17 protein-coding genes and 2 riboswitches are annotated in these 15,296 nt (G+C 36.9%); of the genes, 12 read left to right on the top strand and 5 right to left on the bottom strand.

All coding sequences use genetic code 11. From position 1 onward, the window contains the following. Positions 1-23 precede the first annotated feature (23 nt). Complete coding sequence (locus MHI10_RS03775; RefSeq protein ID WP_340783081.1) at positions 24-1,373, top strand: TrkH family potassium uptake protein; 1,350 nt, start codon at positions 24-26, stop codon at positions 1,371-1,373. Between the two features lie 222 nt (positions 1,374-1,595). Here MHI10_RS03775 and MHI10_RS03780 read toward each other — a convergent pair whose 3' ends face one another. Further along, complete coding sequence (locus tag MHI10_RS03780) at positions 1,596-3,329, bottom strand: B12-binding domain-containing radical SAM protein (protein WP_340783083.1); 1,734 nt, start codon at positions 3,327-3,329, stop codon at positions 1,596-1,598. Between the two features lie 166 nt (positions 3,330-3,495). Between MHI10_RS03780 and MHI10_RS03785 the strand changes: the two genes are divergently transcribed. Both MHI10_RS03785 and MHI10_RS03790 read left to right on the top strand, forming a co-directional pair. Beyond that, positions 3,496-4,950 (top strand): ATP-binding protein, encoded by a 1,455-nt coding sequence (locus MHI10_RS03785; protein WP_340783085.1) that lies wholly within the window; start codon positions 3,496-3,498, stop codon positions 4,948-4,950. Positions 4,951-5,039: 89 nt separating this feature from the next. Next, positions 5,040-5,486: a MarR family winged helix-turn-helix transcriptional regulator gene (locus MHI10_RS03790; RefSeq protein WP_340783087.1), complete on the top strand. Its 447-nt coding sequence runs from the start codon at positions 5,040-5,042 to the stop codon at positions 5,484-5,486. 128 nt (positions 5,487-5,614) lie between these two features. Here MHI10_RS03790 and MHI10_RS03795 read toward each other — a convergent pair whose 3' ends face one another. The 3 genes from MHI10_RS03795 to MHI10_RS03805 all read right to left on the bottom strand — a co-directional run bounded on the left by MHI10_RS03795 (position 5,615) and on the right by MHI10_RS03805 (position 7,229). Beyond that, positions 5,615-6,286 (bottom strand): chemotaxis protein, encoded by a 672-nt coding sequence (locus MHI10_RS03795; protein WP_340783089.1) that lies wholly within the window; start codon positions 6,284-6,286, stop codon positions 5,615-5,617. A gap of 55 nt (positions 6,287-6,341) precedes the next feature. Next, entirely contained in the window at positions 6,342-6,953 is a 612-nt protein-coding gene (locus MHI10_RS03800) for a CPBP family intramembrane glutamic endopeptidase (RefSeq protein ID WP_340783091.1), read from the bottom strand. 90 nt (positions 6,954-7,043) lie between these two features. Beyond that, positions 7,044-7,229, bottom strand: coding sequence for a YkvS family protein (locus MHI10_RS03805; protein WP_340783093.1), 186 nt, complete (start codon positions 7,227-7,229; stop codon positions 7,044-7,046). Between the two features lie 182 nt (positions 7,230-7,411). Here MHI10_RS03805 and MHI10_RS03810 point away from each other — a divergent pair, with 182 nt between their 5' ends. From MHI10_RS03810 to MHI10_RS03820, 3 genes are all read left to right on the top strand, one after another. After that, on the top strand, positions 7,412-7,600 hold the full coding sequence (locus tag MHI10_RS03810; RefSeq protein ID WP_340783095.1) for a hypothetical protein: 189 nt from the start codon (positions 7,412-7,414) through the stop codon (positions 7,598-7,600). A gap of 94 nt (positions 7,601-7,694) precedes the next feature. Then, positions 7,695-7,880, top strand: coding sequence for an aspartyl-phosphate phosphatase Spo0E family protein (locus MHI10_RS03815; protein WP_340783097.1), 186 nt, complete (start codon positions 7,695-7,697; stop codon positions 7,878-7,880). Positions 7,881-8,226: 346 nt separating this feature from the next. Continuing rightward, positions 8,227-9,219 carry a VanW family protein gene (locus tag MHI10_RS03820; RefSeq protein WP_340783099.1) on the top strand — a complete coding sequence of 331 codons (993 nt, stop codon included), beginning with the start codon at positions 8,227-8,229 and terminating at the stop codon, positions 9,217-9,219. Positions 9,220-9,250: 31 nt separating this feature from the next. Here MHI10_RS03820 and MHI10_RS03825 read toward each other — a convergent pair whose 3' ends face one another. Further along, a complete protein-coding gene (locus MHI10_RS03825) occupies positions 9,251-10,375 on the bottom strand; it encodes an endonuclease Q family protein (protein ID WP_340789130.1) in 1,125 nt (374 codons plus the stop codon). A gap of 210 nt (positions 10,376-10,585) precedes the next feature. After that, a riboswitch (TPP riboswitch) is annotated at positions 10,586-10,686 on the top strand. A 202-nt stretch (positions 10,687-10,888) separates the two neighbouring features. Beyond that, positions 10,889-10,989, top strand: a riboswitch (TPP riboswitch). A 63-nt stretch (positions 10,990-11,052) separates the two neighbouring features. Between MHI10_RS03825 and tenA the strand changes: the two genes are divergently transcribed. The 6 genes from tenA to MHI10_RS03855 all read left to right on the top strand — a co-directional run bounded on the left by tenA (position 11,053) and on the right by MHI10_RS03855 (position 15,259). Next, entirely contained in the window at positions 11,053-11,736 is a 684-nt protein-coding gene (tenA, locus tag MHI10_RS03830; RefSeq protein WP_340783100.1) for a thiaminase II, read from the top strand. Further along, the gene (gene thiM, locus MHI10_RS03835; protein WP_340783103.1) at positions 11,723-12,478 is read left to right on the top strand and encodes a hydroxyethylthiazole kinase; all 756 of its coding nucleotides are present in this window, start codon (positions 11,723-11,725) and stop codon (positions 12,476-12,478) included. Before tenA ends, thiM begins: the two co-directional genes overlap by 14 nt. Next, the gene (gene thiD, locus MHI10_RS03840; protein ID WP_340783105.1) at positions 12,475-13,299 is read left to right on the top strand and encodes a bifunctional hydroxymethylpyrimidine kinase/phosphomethylpyrimidine kinase; all 825 of its coding nucleotides are present in this window, start codon (positions 12,475-12,477) and stop codon (positions 13,297-13,299) included. The genes thiM and thiD overlap by 4 nt, the downstream gene beginning before the upstream one ends. Then, positions 13,286-13,930, top strand: coding sequence for a thiamine phosphate synthase (gene thiE / locus MHI10_RS03845; protein WP_340783107.1), 645 nt, complete (start codon positions 13,286-13,288; stop codon positions 13,928-13,930). Before thiD ends, thiE begins: the two co-directional genes overlap by 14 nt. 146 nt (positions 13,931-14,076) lie before the next feature. Further along, entirely contained in the window at positions 14,077-14,511 is a 435-nt protein-coding gene (gene aac(6'), locus MHI10_RS03850; protein ID WP_340783110.1) for an aminoglycoside 6'-N-acetyltransferase, read from the top strand. Positions 14,512-14,701: 190 nt separating this feature from the next. After that, entirely contained in the window at positions 14,702-15,259 is a 558-nt protein-coding gene (locus MHI10_RS03855; RefSeq protein WP_340783112.1) for a sigma-70 family RNA polymerase sigma factor, read from the top strand. Positions 15,260-15,296: the final 37 nt, after the last annotated feature.

The raw sequence follows: 15,296 nt of genomic DNA on the forward strand, positions 1-15,296 counted from the left end.
CGATTGAAAAGGAGGCGATTTGAGTGCCTTTAAAAAAGCTCGTTTCAGGGAAGATTACGCCTTTCCAAATATTGCTTACATATTACTCCATTGCTATTTTTATTTCATTTTTACTATTGCGTATCCCAGGAGTGCATTTAGAAGGAGTAGACGTTTCCTATTTGGATAGTTTGTTTACAGCGGTTAGCGCAGTTAGTGTAACAGGATTAACGACTGTAACGGTTGCAGAAACATATAGTAACCTCGGATTGGCAATGATTCTCCTTATTTTACAATTTGGAGCAATCGGTATTATGTCGATTGGTACATTTGTTTGGTTGCTTGTCGGGAAAAAAATTGGGATGCGTGAGCGCCAATTAATTATGATTGACCATAATCAATATAATCTTTCTGGGGTAGTTGGATTAATTAAACAAATTGCGAAACTCATACTGCTCATTGAAGTGATTGGTGCGATTATATTATCAGTGCATTTTAAACATTATTTTGATACATGGGAAGAAGCGATTATTAATGGGGTTTTTGCTTCCATCTCCGCTACGACAAATGGAGGATTTGATATTACTGGGATGAGCTTACAACCATTCCACCTTGATTATTTCGTACAATTTGTGACGATGATTTTAATCTTTTTAGGGGCGATTGGGTTCCCTGTATTGATTGAAGTTAAAACGTTTTTATTGAAAAAGAATCCTGCTTTTCGCTTTAGCTTATTTACAAAAATTACGACCGTCACATATGCTGCATTATTTGCTGTTGGAACGGTTGTCATCCTAATTTTAGAATCATTTCAATCGTTTAAAGGGATGGTTTGGCATGAGGCGCTCTTTTCTGCGATGTATCATTCCGTGTCGACTCGTTCAGCCGGCTTAACGACGTATGACGTGCGGACATTCAGTGAGGCAACAGACTTGTTTATGAGTGTCCTAATGTTTATTGGAGCTTCTCCAAGTTCGGTAGGCGGTGGAATAAGGACGACGACTTTTGCGATTGTCATTCTATTTTTAATTACCTATTCACGAGGACATTCAACGATTCAAATTTTTAAAAGAGAAATTCATTTAATAGATGTTTCTCGGTCCTTTGCGGTATTAATTTTTGCGCTACTTATGGTGCTTACTGCGACGATGACATTACTTATTACCGAGCAGCATGCAACAATGACTGAAATTATTTTCGAAATTACGTCCGCATTCGGGACTTGTGGGATGTCTCTAGGAATTACAGGGGATTTATCGACGTTTGGTAAAGTCATCATTATGGTATTAATGTTCATCGGGCGTGTAGGATTAATTTCGTTCTTATATTCGCTCGGCGGGAAATCAAATAAAAAAAATTATCATTATCCAAAGGAACGTGTCATTATTGGATAAATAAAAAAGCTTCAAAATCGATCAAGATTTTGAAGCCTTTTAATTAAATCAATTATGCCTTGGCATAATTGCGTCCAGATTTTTTTCGAGGGCCCACAGGACGTGGGTCAGTCAGCCGTTGTCACACGATGTGACGTTCTTAGGTTGACTTCCTTCCTCCTCTAAAAAATCTGTGACATCCGCTGGGGCATAATTAAATTCAGCAGGGATTTTCAGCTGAATTTAATTAAATGTATAAAAATAAGGTGCTTGTCCATTGCGGAAGTACGTGAACAAATAGCCTGTTTTTTTCGTTGGCTGTCCTAATGTGTACGTAGCTAAATCAACATGGAATGGCAAAATTAACGAGTGCTTGAATAAGTCACGCTCACTCACCAACATCTCAGCAAAGTTAGTACCTACTACAGCTGGATTTTCTTTAATACGTGTGTAAACAGTTTTCATTTCCTCTTCTGTTAATCGGTCATTCCACCATGACTTGCGCGGTTGGAATTGTTGTGCAAGTAAATAATCGTATTTCATTAAGCTAATGACGATGTCTAAATCAACATGATCAAGCGTTTGTAAAAATTCGATTAATCGGTTAAATAAATCTTCTAACTGATGCCCGATACGTGACCAGCCTTTCGTTTCCCAATATGTTCCGAAGTTTTGGAAGAAATCAAAAGGTGTTTCAAATACATGCGCGACTAAATATTCGATTGTATTGTCCATGCGATGGGCATTCCAATATTTCTCTAAAACATCCTCAGCATGTTTAATGCGGACAATATCATCAAATGTTAACACGTTATTTGAGAATATTTCATACGGCGCAATATCAACATACGTATAACCGAATTTTTTAGCTTCAAGACGTAAGCCAGTCCCGCGTAATAGCTTTAAGAAACCAAGCTGTAGCTCTTCAGGACGCATTTCAAATACATCATTAAATGTTTTACGGAAAGAAGCGTAATCTTCCTCTGGTAAGCCCGCAATTAAATCTAAATGCTGATCAATTTTTCCGCCTTCTTTAACCATCGTGACAGTACGTGTCAGTTTTTCAAAGTTTTGACGACGTTTTACTAAATCATTCGTTAAATCATTTGTTGATTGAACACCAATTTCAAAACGGAAAAGCCCTCTTGGTGCATTTTCATTTAAAAATTGGATGACTTCAGGACGCATAATATCTGCTGTAATTTCAAATTGGAACACAACACCTGGCTTATGCTCATCAATTAAAAATTGGAACATTTCCATCGCGTAGCTGCGGCTAATATTAAATGTACGGTCAACGAATTTAATTGTTCGTGCGCCATTGTCCATTAAATAGCGGATATCTTCTTTAATTTTCTCACGGTTAAAGTAGCGAACACCAACTTCAATTGAAGACAAGCAAAATTGACAGCTAAAAGGACAGCCGCGACTTGTTTCAATGTATTGAATTCTTTTACCTAAATGCGATACATCTTCCTCAAAGCGGAAAGGGGATGCTAGTTCACGTAAGTCAATTTTAGCAGGCTGTGCGTGGATTTTTACTTTATTGTCTTCTAAATAACAAATTCCGGGTACTTTTTCTAAAGAAATTTCACCGTTAAAATAGTGTAATAATTCTTTGAAAGACATTTCGCCTTCACCCATAATAATAAAGTCAATTTCTTTATTATTTCTTAACCAATCATGTACATCGTAGGATACTTCAGGACCTCCGAGCACAATTTTAACATCGGGTAGTACAGTTTTGAGCATTTGGATAACTTCGATTGTTTCCCTTATATTCCAAATGTAACAGCTAAATCCAACGACATCTGGTTTCATTTGAAATAAATCCGAAACGATATTAAAGGCAGGGTCTTTAATGGTATATTCAGCCAAAACACTATCAAATTCAGGCTGGGCGCTAGCTTTGAGGCAGCGAATAGCTAAATTTGTATGGATATATTTGGCGTTTAACGTACTTAAAACTATTTTCATAATTATTATCTCCTCTTCATATATTCTATTGTAGCAGTCCATTAAAAGGCAAACAATATGATATATTTTACCCATTTAATTGTGTGGATTTTTATGGAATAATTTAAGGTACCTTATGTAATAATCTGAAAATTGAAATTTGTTAATGGTGGGGGTTAGTGAAGACGTGGAAACTCATATTAATCATTTATTAGAGGGATTATTTCAGCAAGCAGATGAATTAATTATTGCGTTAAATTGTTCTAGGAAAATAGAGTTCATGAATACGAAAGCTGCGGAAGCTCTTCAAATATCAAATACTATATCAAGCCATTTACAATTAACAGATGAATCAATTTTGGAATGGACTCATTTTATTGAAAAGCTGCAACATGAACCAACGGCAAGTTGTTCGATTACGATTATTAATCAAGAGAAAAGTGAAATAAATGTAAAAATGATTGGTAATCTTATTAAAGATAAGCAACTTATTTTTGGTAGAGTCACATTGTGTCATACAGCGAAAAAAGAACGTACGGAAATTAATGATTTTGTTCCGTTACAACAGTTGATTAATGGTATTTCGAATGGGGTATTATTAACAAGTTTAAATGGCAAAATTTCAGTAGCCAATCATACTGCTCTGGAGCTATTAAATCGAGATTTCCGACAAATTGAAAATAGAAGTCATGATTGTTTATTTGAAGATTGCAGTTATGAATCTCACTTAATTTTCAATTATTATGATAAATTATTAAAAAAAGAGACGGCTAAGATTATTGTAAAGAAGTATGATGAGAGTGGAAGAATTAAGTACCTTCATTTTGAGAGTAGAGTGGATGAAGTGTTAGGTGTTTTATTTACAACCATTACAGATCAAAGTGAGAAAATATTACTTCTAGAAAAGGTTGAGCATCAAAAAACATTGACGATTGTAGGGCAAAATGTCGCAACAATTGCACATGAAATACGTAACCCTATGACTTCGATTCAAGGATTTTTGCAGATGATTCGAGTCTATTCCGATGAACAAAATCATGAATATTTTAATATTGTCGAATCTGAATTGCAGCGGATGGACGATTTATTAAAAGATTTATTGGACTTCTCAAAACCTAAAAAACTCGATTTAGCCTATGTAAATTTAAAAAATATTATGCATGAAGTTATCGATATTTTGCAACCAAAAGCAATTTTATCGAATACAATTATTGAATGTGAATACGATGATATCGGAGAACCAATTATGTACGGAAATGAAAATCGTCTTAAGCAAATGATGATTAATCTCGTTAAAAATGCACTTGAGTCTGTAGAAGACGGTGGTTATGTTCGCGTGTATCTTGGATATAAGTCAAAAGATTGTATCCAACTATCAGTTTCCGATGAGGGGCGAGGAATGGATAAAACGATGCTTGAAAATATTTTTGATCCGTTTTATACAACAAAAGAAAAAGGGACAGGCTTAGGGCTTTTACTTGTACAATCAGTTGTGGATGAGCACCAAGGACAAGTTACTGTTGAAAGTGAAGAGGGGAAAGGGACTATATTTATTGTTGATTTTGATCTTTCCAATAATACCTATATCGATAATATTAGCTTAATCAATCATTTTAATGATTCAATGGAGAAAACTTCATAGCTTGGTTTATTTCAAAATGGAGTTTTGACAAAGGTTTCTTTTCATAGCTATAATAAGCATACTATATTCGAAATCGAGGAAGATTATTTATGGCATCAGATGAAATTAAACAATCCTTAAAACTATTTATCGTACTTTCAAGAGCTCATAAAGCAATTACTGAGTCTACAAATCAATTTATTCAAAAACAAGGTGTAAATCCTACAGAATTCGCAGTACTGGAGTTACTTTATCATAAAGGACGTCAGCCGCTTCAACAAATTGGTAATAAGATTTTATTAGCGAGTGGTTCTATCACATATGTTGTGGATAAATTAGAGAAACGTGGTTATTTAGCCCGTATTTCGTGCCCGAGTGATCGTCGTGTGACATACGCGGAAATAACAGATGCGGGTAATGCTTTTATGGGAGAATTATTTCCAGAGCATGAACAAAAATTACATGATCTATTAAGTGTCCTGTCGAGTGAAGAAAAGGAAACAGCAATAGAGCTACTAAAAAAGCTTGGCTTATCAATTAAAGATTTATCCTATTAAAAAGGGATGGTGTGAAACCATCCCTTTTATTTGTATTCAGCAAAAGACACCTCTCATAAAAGGGTGACTAGGTGAATGCTAATATATACTTTTTTACAGTAGATCGATTATGCCTTGGCGCAATTGATTTAATGTATTGTTAAGCCCATTTGTAAAAATGCATCCATTAAATCGGCTTCAGCTGTGTCATAAATTGTCAGCTTGATTAATTTATTTTCATGTTCTAGGACAATGATTTGTACCTTATCCGCTTCTAGCACTGTTTCATAGCCTACTGATTGTAGTAAACCCTTTTGATCTTGTAATGAGGTTGTTAAATCAAGCTCATCATATTTTCCTTCTGGGGCGATTGCTGCCATTGTTTCCATAGCATTTGTTTTTACATCTTCAAAAGACACTTCCGCTTTGTCTAAAACTTCAATACCCATCGATAACGTATCATCCTCTTTAAGATAAAGTGAATCTTTACCAGGTTCTTCAGCAACTAGCGTGAAATTCGCTGGATGTTGAATACTGTAGTTTGATTGCTCACTTGTAGAAGTTTGCGCTTCTTGCTGCACAATTTGTCCTTTGGATGTATACGTAATAAGTGATGTTGTCGTTTTATCTTCTGGTTGTTGATCTTTTGATGTACTTGTTGATTGATCGTCAGTGTTCGTTTCATCAGGATTTGTTTGATCTAGTTGTTCATCAGGAATCGTTGCCGATGTTTCGGGAACGTCCTTTGTGTCTGTATTACACGCTGCTAATAGCATAGATAGTAAAAGTACAGAACCTAAAATCGTCATACCTTTTTTCATCGTAATTCCACCTTTAGTAGTTTGTATGGTCAATTTGAGTAAATTGCCGCTAAGTTCATGTTAATGGTAGTACTAAAAATAATAATAAAACGAAAACGACATGTGAAACGATAATTAATGGTAAACTTTTTTTCCATTCATATAGAGCACCTAGTATTAAACCTGCAACCATTGCTGCCATTGCACCAGGGATAAATCCGCTAATTGCTAATGATAACGAGAATAGGAGCGTTGAAACGAATACGGCCCACATAGGAGAGGTAAAGCGTTTTAACTGTTGCTGTACATAGCCTCGCCAAAACATTTCTTCTCCTGTTGCAATAATAAAAATCAACATAAGGTAATGAAAAATATTTTCGGGACCATAAACCTTCAAAAATTTAGCGATTTCATTTGAGAAACCAGCATTTATGAATGGTAATAATAGAGCGCCTAATTTCACTAAGCCATAAATGATTGTGCCATATCCAATACCGAATAATAAATATTGCCATGTCGGTAGTCGATCTTCAAATTTACTTGCAACTAAAGAAATTGCAATTCCAACGAGTAGCGTAAAGGTATATAAATACCAGAAAATTGCTTTTTCATGAAACGTGTAGAACATCATACTGTAAATAAAAAACAAAGCCAGAAGGAGTAAAATAGTTTGTTTATGATTTTTCATTATGAACACGACCTCCTAAACTTATCGTATCAAAAAAAAGCCCTTTTAGCATCTTATCGACGTTAAAAAGGGCAATTTTTATCGTTATTTTTATTCTTGAGCATTTAAAATCTTATAACGTTTATGATTTACAACTGTTTTTCCTTCCATTTCTAAGTCATGGAAGTTCTCCATCATTGTAATATCTACTATTACAGAGTTTTCATTTACTTTTTCGACTATTCCTTTGAGGCCATCTTTAAACTCGATAATATTTCCAACTTCTGCAATTCTCATTAGCAGTCAGCTCCTTCATCGACTAATAATTAACAGTTTGCAATAAAAAGTTACTTTCGTAAAGCCTTTTTTGAATATTTTCATAATTTAGTAAGAATTTTATTTTATTTTTTATTATATTGTTTGTTATATTGGTGTGATGGGTACAAATAAATGAACAAAATAAAGTGAGGTCATTTTGGATGGAAGATGTAAAGAAGATGTTGGATCAACTCCGCAGTGGAGAAGTTGAAAGAATTCATATAAATAAGGAGAATTATTTACAATTTCGTGAACAACTTATAAAGGACGAACAGTTTAAGTATTTTCGTGGGGAAGCTAAACAAGGTGGCGACGTGATTTATACATTTTTGAAAGAGCCAAGAGCATAAAATAATGTCGAAAATTGGAATATGATTTTTTTGAATGAGCAGTGAAAATTAAGTATAATTGTATAGAGTAATTAATCAGATTGGAGGTAAGAAGTTGGACGACGCAATATTAATAGCACTCGAAGCTAAGCGGCAGTTAATGATAAAGTCTGGCATGGAAAATGGGCTGCAAAGTTTAGAAACAATTAATTTAAGTAAACAAGTCGACCGTCTAATTAATGCATTTGAAGAGCAACAACAACGTGAAAATACACCTAATTATTTTAGACAATCAAATTAAAAATAAATAACCAAAATAATTAAAATAAATGTTTATAAAATAAATAGTAGGGAATATTAATAATGAACACAGCAACATTCTCATTTCCCCCTTTAGAGTAGAAGCGTAAAACGCGGCTACTCTCTTTTTTTGCTTATACTTTACAAAATGAAGAGAACCATTAAATAAATTTCTATTTATCCCCATACAAAATGAAGTTATATAACTTTTTTATTAAAATCATTCATTAAGTCCATAATAATCATAAGTAAAAAACAGAGACGCACATGCGTATTTACATTTGCATACAATGCCAAAGTGATTGAAAATATCCATTATTAAAATATGATGGCTAGAGGTAAATTGAATGAAAAAAAACTTTATACCACTGATTATTCTGAGTTCTGTTGTGTTAGCAAGTTGTTTAGACTTTTCTGAGAAAGAGGAGCGGAAAGTTGAGGAAGTCCAGCAAGTAGCCCAATATGAAAATGCTGTCATAGAAGAAAAGGGTAATAACGAAACAGTGATTACACAGCCCGTTGAAATTAAATTAATTGATCCAAATACGACTACAGTAATTAAAACAATTGTGCCGACAGATCTCGGTTACGAAAAGGATTTCACAGCCTACGTAAAAGAAATCGAACAGATCGCAAAAGAATTAGCCAGAGGATCGGCAACTGTAGTAGGCTATGATCAGAAAATGGTGCTTGATAAACTAGGGGAAGATGGCAAGATTATTAAGGGGAGTCCTCTAGTTATATTAAAAGAAAGTGAATTAGTGGAAAAAATATTAGCTACATCTGATAAAAGTGCGACGGTTACATTGCCTTTGTATATAACGGAAAGCAATTATAGTGCTGCCAACATCGAAAGCCTGGACGATGTAGTCATTGCCTCGTATACAACTTATTTTAAAACTTCTAATGCTGGGAGAAATAAAAATATCGAGCTTTCAGCAAAGGCGATTCACAATCTCATTGTCGGTAGTGGTGATTTCTTTTCTTTTAATTTGAATGTTGGACCTAGAGATGTAGAAAATGGCTACCAACCAGCGCCTGAAATTATTAATAAAAAGCTTGTAATGGGGATTGGCGGAGGAATTTGCCAAACATCGTCCACGCTTTTTAACGCGGTTGATCAAGTGCATATTGCCACGTTAGAAAGACATCATCATTCATTAGATGTAGGCTATGTACCGAAAGAAAGAGATGCAACGGTCTCCTATGGCACACTAGATTATCGTTTTCAAAATATAAGTGGGGTGCCTTTTATTGTAAAAGCGATTTATAGAAAGGGCTCGCTCACTATAGAATTAAGAACATCAAAGGATTATGTGGAGATGCTGAAAAAGAATTAATCCATGTGAAAAAAGAAAAGGTTCAATTCAGTCATTCGAATTGAACCTTCCCATAAACGCCGCCACCACCGACTGCGAATTGTAGTTGACCCGTTCTCGCTAAATCAATTCTTTCGGCAATTTTTTGTGGGACAACGGTCGCTAATTGCTGAACGGTTGTGCGGTGTATAATATCCATCTCGGTACCAAATGCAGCAAGTAATTTTTGCATCACTTTTGGACCAATACCTGGAATGAAATCTAATGGTACTTGATGGATGTAGGGTGGCCTTTTTCGCTCTGTTATATGATTTTCAGAAGAAAGTTCCTGAATGCGCGTCGCCACACCTTTAATAATTTGTTTACTGCCACATTCAGGACATTGCTCAGTCTCTTCCTGCACATGACAACCACACTTGGCGCATACCGTTTGGTGATACTTTCCAAGAAGCGGATGTAACCCATAATTTGCGCCTACAGTTCGACCATCTATATTGTGTAGTGCTTTTTTCAGCTCTACAAAATTCGCATCCGCTAAAAGCAATGTTTGATATTCCCGCGCCATTTTGCCTAGAGAGTGAGCATCGGAGTTGGTAACAAATGTATACTGTTCAAGCTCCTGTATTTTGCTTACCATCTCGGTATCGGAGCTAAGGCCAAGTTCAATTGCATCAATCATCGTCGGATCAAATACTTCCGTTAAGCTCCGCAGCACACCTTTTCCATATAAGCTTTTAAAAGGTGTAAATACATGGGCTGGGATGAACAAGCCGCCGAGTTCAACGACTTTATGTTGCAATGTTTTCGCGTCACAATAAATACGCTGCGAGCTCAAATTTATATTCGTAACATGTTCACGCATCCAATTAGAAAAGTCCTTCATGAGCGTAATTGTCGGGAAAAAAGCGAGAACATGTATTGGTCCGTGGCAATTCATATCATAAATTTCAATTTCAGAACCTAAAATGAGTGTTGTATTTTCATATCGCAGTCCCCCTTCAGCGAGTGGTACAAGTGAACCTTCCGCCATTAAGTGCTCCATTTCTTCCAGTACCCCTGGTGAATGACAGTCAATAATCCCGATTAATTCAAGCCCCTTTTGCGAACTAGCTGTTTGTAAAATATTCGCTAAAGTTAATGTTTTACTACCCGTAATTTTTACTGCGCGTCCATTCATTGTGCGCCCAATGTGGATATGCAAATCTGCATAAAAGTTTTTTAACACGTTCTATTCTCTCCACCTTTCTAAATTAAGGATGTGTTATTAAATTTGAGTTATACGATGGAATAATTCCCTGTTTTTTTAGTGATCCTTCTGTTCCCTAAAAGACGGAATAAAAATACTATTGGCAATTCAATGGAAACAATGATAGCATAAAAGTAATTAAAATATTTGCGGGGGGACGCTCTATGCGTTGAGAAGGTTAAAACCTGACTCTTGGAACCTGTTCAGTTAACACTGGCGTAGGGAGCAAAGTACATAGCGATTCGTCTATTTCGCATTTTTTTGTACATGAGCTCTCCTTTATGGGGAGCTTTTTGTTTTTCCAAGTAAATATTTAACTTGATTCAGAAGGGTTTCAAACCCCAACTGAATCAAGTTAAGCCCCCGGCGGATGTCACAGATTTTTTTAGGGTGTTTTTCGAGCGAACTCGAAAAAATCTGGACGCAATTACGCCGAGGCGTAATTGATTTTAGCGGGGGGACGCTCTATGCGTTGAGAAGGTTAAAACCTGACCCTTAGAACCTGTTCAGTTAATACTGGCGTAGGGAGCAATGAGTAAGACGCTTCTTTGCTATACGCATATGGAAGCGTTTTTTTGTTCTTATGCCTACCACAAGGAGGAAGAATGATGACATTTTGTGATGAGGTAAGAAAAGAAACAGATTTATATTGGGAAGGGAGTTTTGAGCATCCATTTGTGAAAGGGCTTGTGGATGGGACGCTTCCAATTGAAAAATTCAAATATTATATGATGCAAGACGCGTATTATTTAAAGCATTACACAAAAGTACTAGCAATTGCGGCTTCAAAGGCGGAGCAGAGTGATGACATTGCATATTATTTAGATATGGCGCGCTTTATTCACGAAGGAGAGCTGGAGTTGCACCGGACAGTCTTTGCTGAACTAGCTGTATCTGAAGAGGAGTTAGAAGCATTTGAGCCTGCACCTGCTGCGTATAATTATGTGAGTCATATGTATAATGCTGCACATAATGGAGATGTTGCAGAGGCGTTTGCAGCGATGTTTCCATGTCCTTGGTTATATCAGGAAATTGGTGAGAAATATAAAGATGCCAAACCAGGTGTGAAGTTATATGAAGATTGGATTGCGATGTATAGCGCGGATGATTTTAAAGCGACAATTGACTTCCAAAAAGCGTTAATGGACCGCTATGTAAAAGAACAGCCTGAAAAAATAGCTATTTTTAAAGCACATTTTGTGAAAAGCTGTTATTACGAATGGAAATTTTGGGAAATGCCTTGGACGTTAGAAAATTGGGAAAATGAGGTCGCGCAATATGACTATGCATAAAATTCACCTGAAAAAACCGCTCGTTCACTGTATAACGAATTATGTGGTCGCCAATTTTACAGCGAATGGCTTGTTGGCAATTGGCGCTTCACCTGTCATGGCAGATGATAAGGATGAAGTGGCGGAAATGGTCGCAATGGCAGATACCCTGTTAATTAATATCGGGACTATCAATACATGGACGTTTGAAGCGATGTTGATTGCTGGGAAAAAGGCGAATGAGTTAAATATTCCGATTGTACTTGATCCAGTAGGGGGTGGAGCTACAGTATTCCGAAAAAAGATTGTTCAGCAATTGCTTGAGCAAATCCGTTTTGATGCAATCCGCTGTAATGTAGGTGAACTGGCAGCAATCGCGGGGGTTCAGTGGGAGTCAAAAGGTGTCGACAGTGGAGAAGGGACCATGGATACGGTTGCAGTTGCGATGCAAGTAGCAAAAAAGTGGAATACAACTGTTATTGCCACAGGAGAAACGGATGTTGTGACGGATGGTCATGTAGTAGAGCAAATTAATGGCGGCGATGCACGAATCACGCAAATTACAGGGTCTGGTTGTTTACTAAGTGCTATTTGTAGTGCGGCATTAAGTGTTGAAGGGGATCAAATAACAAATTTACAGCAAGTTTTACAGCAATATAAACAAATAGCGGCAGAGGCCAGTAGTGAAGCGCAGTATATGGGTTCGATACAAGTGAATGTTTTAAATGGCCTTGAAAAATCCGCATTGAGGGAGCAACTATGAATATTGTGATGACGATTGCAGGTTCCGATAGTAGTGGCGGAGCAGGTATACAAGCGGATTTGAAAACGTTTCAAGAGCTCGGTGTATACGGAACGACGGTTATTACGGCTTTAACTGCTCAAAACACATTAGGTGTGTCGAGTATTTTTCCAGCGACGCCTGATTTTATCCAAGCTCAAATGGAGGCTGTATTTGCAGATTTATCTGTAACTGCGCTAAAAACGGGGATGTTATTTTCCGCAGATATTATTGATTCGGTTGCAGAAGTTTTACAGCAAATGGACGTACAGCTCGTCGTTGATCCAGTGATGATTGCAAAGGGCGGTGCGAGTTTATTACAGCAGGAAGCGGTAGAAGCACTTAAGACGAAACTAATTCCGTTAGCAACTGTGTTGACACCTAATATTCCAGAGGCAGAAGTCCTTACAGGTAGGATGATTTCGACGCCAGCGGATATACAAGGGGCAGCCGAGGAAATTTTACAGCTCGGTGTGCAATGCGTAGTGATGAAAGGTGGTCATTTAGAAGGTGAGGATGCAGTAGATACGGTATTTCTCCAAGATGACTCAACCTTTTCATTGAGCAGTGAGCGAATTCAAACACGGCATACACATGGTACTGGTTGTACGTTTTCTGCGGCAGTAACTGCTTTTTTAGGGAAAGGCTATGCTGTGCGGGATGCAATTATAGAGGCGAAACGATTTATTCAGGCTGCCATTGAAAATTCATTAAATATAGGTAATGGAAACGGACCGACCAATCATTTTGCCTATAAGCAAGTATCAGCGAAAAGTGAGGTACAGCTTGTTGAAACGACATGAATTAGATGTGTATTTTATTATGGGGACAATCAATTGCACTGGAGACCCTCTTGTTATTTTAGAGAAAGCATTACAAGCAGGCATTACAATGTTTCAGCTACGCGAAAAAGGTGAAGGCGCATTAACGGGACTAGCGCTCGAACAATTCGCCAAAAGCTGCCAAAAATTATGTCGACAATATAATGTGCCATTTATCGTTAATGACCATGTCGAATTGGCGCTGGAAATGAATGCGGATGGCGTCCATATAGGGCAGGATGATACGGACTTAGCGCAAATTCGGACATTATTCCCTGGGAAATGTATCGGTGTATCTGTTCATTCAATGGAAGAAATGGATGCTGCCGTAACGGGTGGTGCCGATTATGTTGGCATAGGACCGATTTTCGAAACGACTTCTAAGCTAGATGCGAAAAATGCGGCAGGTGTTACGTTTTTAACGCAAGCAAGAGAGGCATATCCATCATATCCAATTGTAGCAATTGGTGGGATTACGACGGGGGATGCTCCCGAAGTTCGCGCGGCAGGAGCTGATGGAGTAGCTGTGATTTCGGTTATTTGTCAAAGCACCAACATAATGGCGACGGTGAAAGCATTGAAGAATCATTCGATAAGTTTAAATTTGAATTAATAGTTATATTTTGAATGCATAAGTTTAAGAAGCGTTTTCGTCATGTATGATGAAAACGCTTCTTATTTTTTTAGCGTATTAATTAGGTCACAGTAAATTGTAAGCGATATAATTAAGCGAATGTATTAGTAGGTAGGAGGAATAGAATGTTAAAAAAAGCTACTTTAGAAGATATTACAACCGTTGCAGAACTTGCGGTTGCGTTATGGCCAGATAATGATATGGCGGAATTGGCTGAAGAAATGAAAACAATCATTATGCAGTCAGATGCAATGATTATGTTAGCCTATAACGAACGAAAAGCGATTGGTTTTGCGCAATGTCAAATCCGCAATGATTACGTGGAAGGTACAAGTACAAGCCCAGTTGGTTATTTAGAAGGTGTTTATGTAAAAGATGCATTCCGCAAACAAGGGCTAGCAAGAAAATTAATCGTTGCTTGTGAGCAATGGGCAAAAGGACAAGGGTGTAGTGAATTTGCGAGTGACTGTGAACTGCACAATGAAGAAAGTCTCGCGATGCATATTCGTTTAGGATTTATAGAAGCGAACCGCATTATTTGTTTTACTAAACAACTTTAAAATTTCATATCTTCCCCTGTATAAACGGAGTGTGTTAAGCCTTTATACAGGGGTTTTTATTTTTATGAATCTGATTTGAAATGGAAATTCACCCTAAATTATGGTGATAATATAAAGTAATTGGAAAAAAGTTGAATCGAAATCCAAAAACTCGGAGTCTAATAGGTGAAAGGGGGCGGCGCGTATCGTAATGATCCATACAAGTTTAGTTGAAAAAGCACAGCAAGGGGACGAGCAATCCTTTTATGAACTCATCGAACCTTTGCAAAATCAACTTTACCGAATCGCGTATGTGTATGTCCAAAATGAAGATGATGCTGTTGATATATTTCAACAATCGGTGATCCGTGCATATGAAGCATTACCAAAATTAAAGGAACCGCAATACTTCACAACTTGGATGACCCGCATCGTTATTAATTGCAGTAAAACATACATAGAGAAAACAAAGCATACACAATTAACCGAGCCGCAACAATTTGACTCATATGCAGCGGTTGAGCAATCTTCTAATGTCGAGGAAGGAATTGATTTGTGGCAAGCATTATCCCAATTAGAAGAAAAATATAAAACTGCTTTGCTGCTTCGTTTTTATCAAGATTATACAGTGAAAGAAATTTCATTAATTTTAGAACTGCCTGAAGGTACGGTGAAAACAAATATTCGCAGGGGGTTACAGCGTTTGCGACAATTATTAAAGGGGGCTTACATAGATGAATGGGTTCAATCCGTTGAAGGAAATCATTGAAAAAATTCCAGTTCCACAATCGAGGTTAACAGAAGTT

It is taken from the genome of Solibacillus sp. FSL K6-1523, assembly GCF_038005225.1.
Classification (GTDB): Bacteria; Bacillota; Bacilli; order Bacillales_A; family Planococcaceae; genus Solibacillus.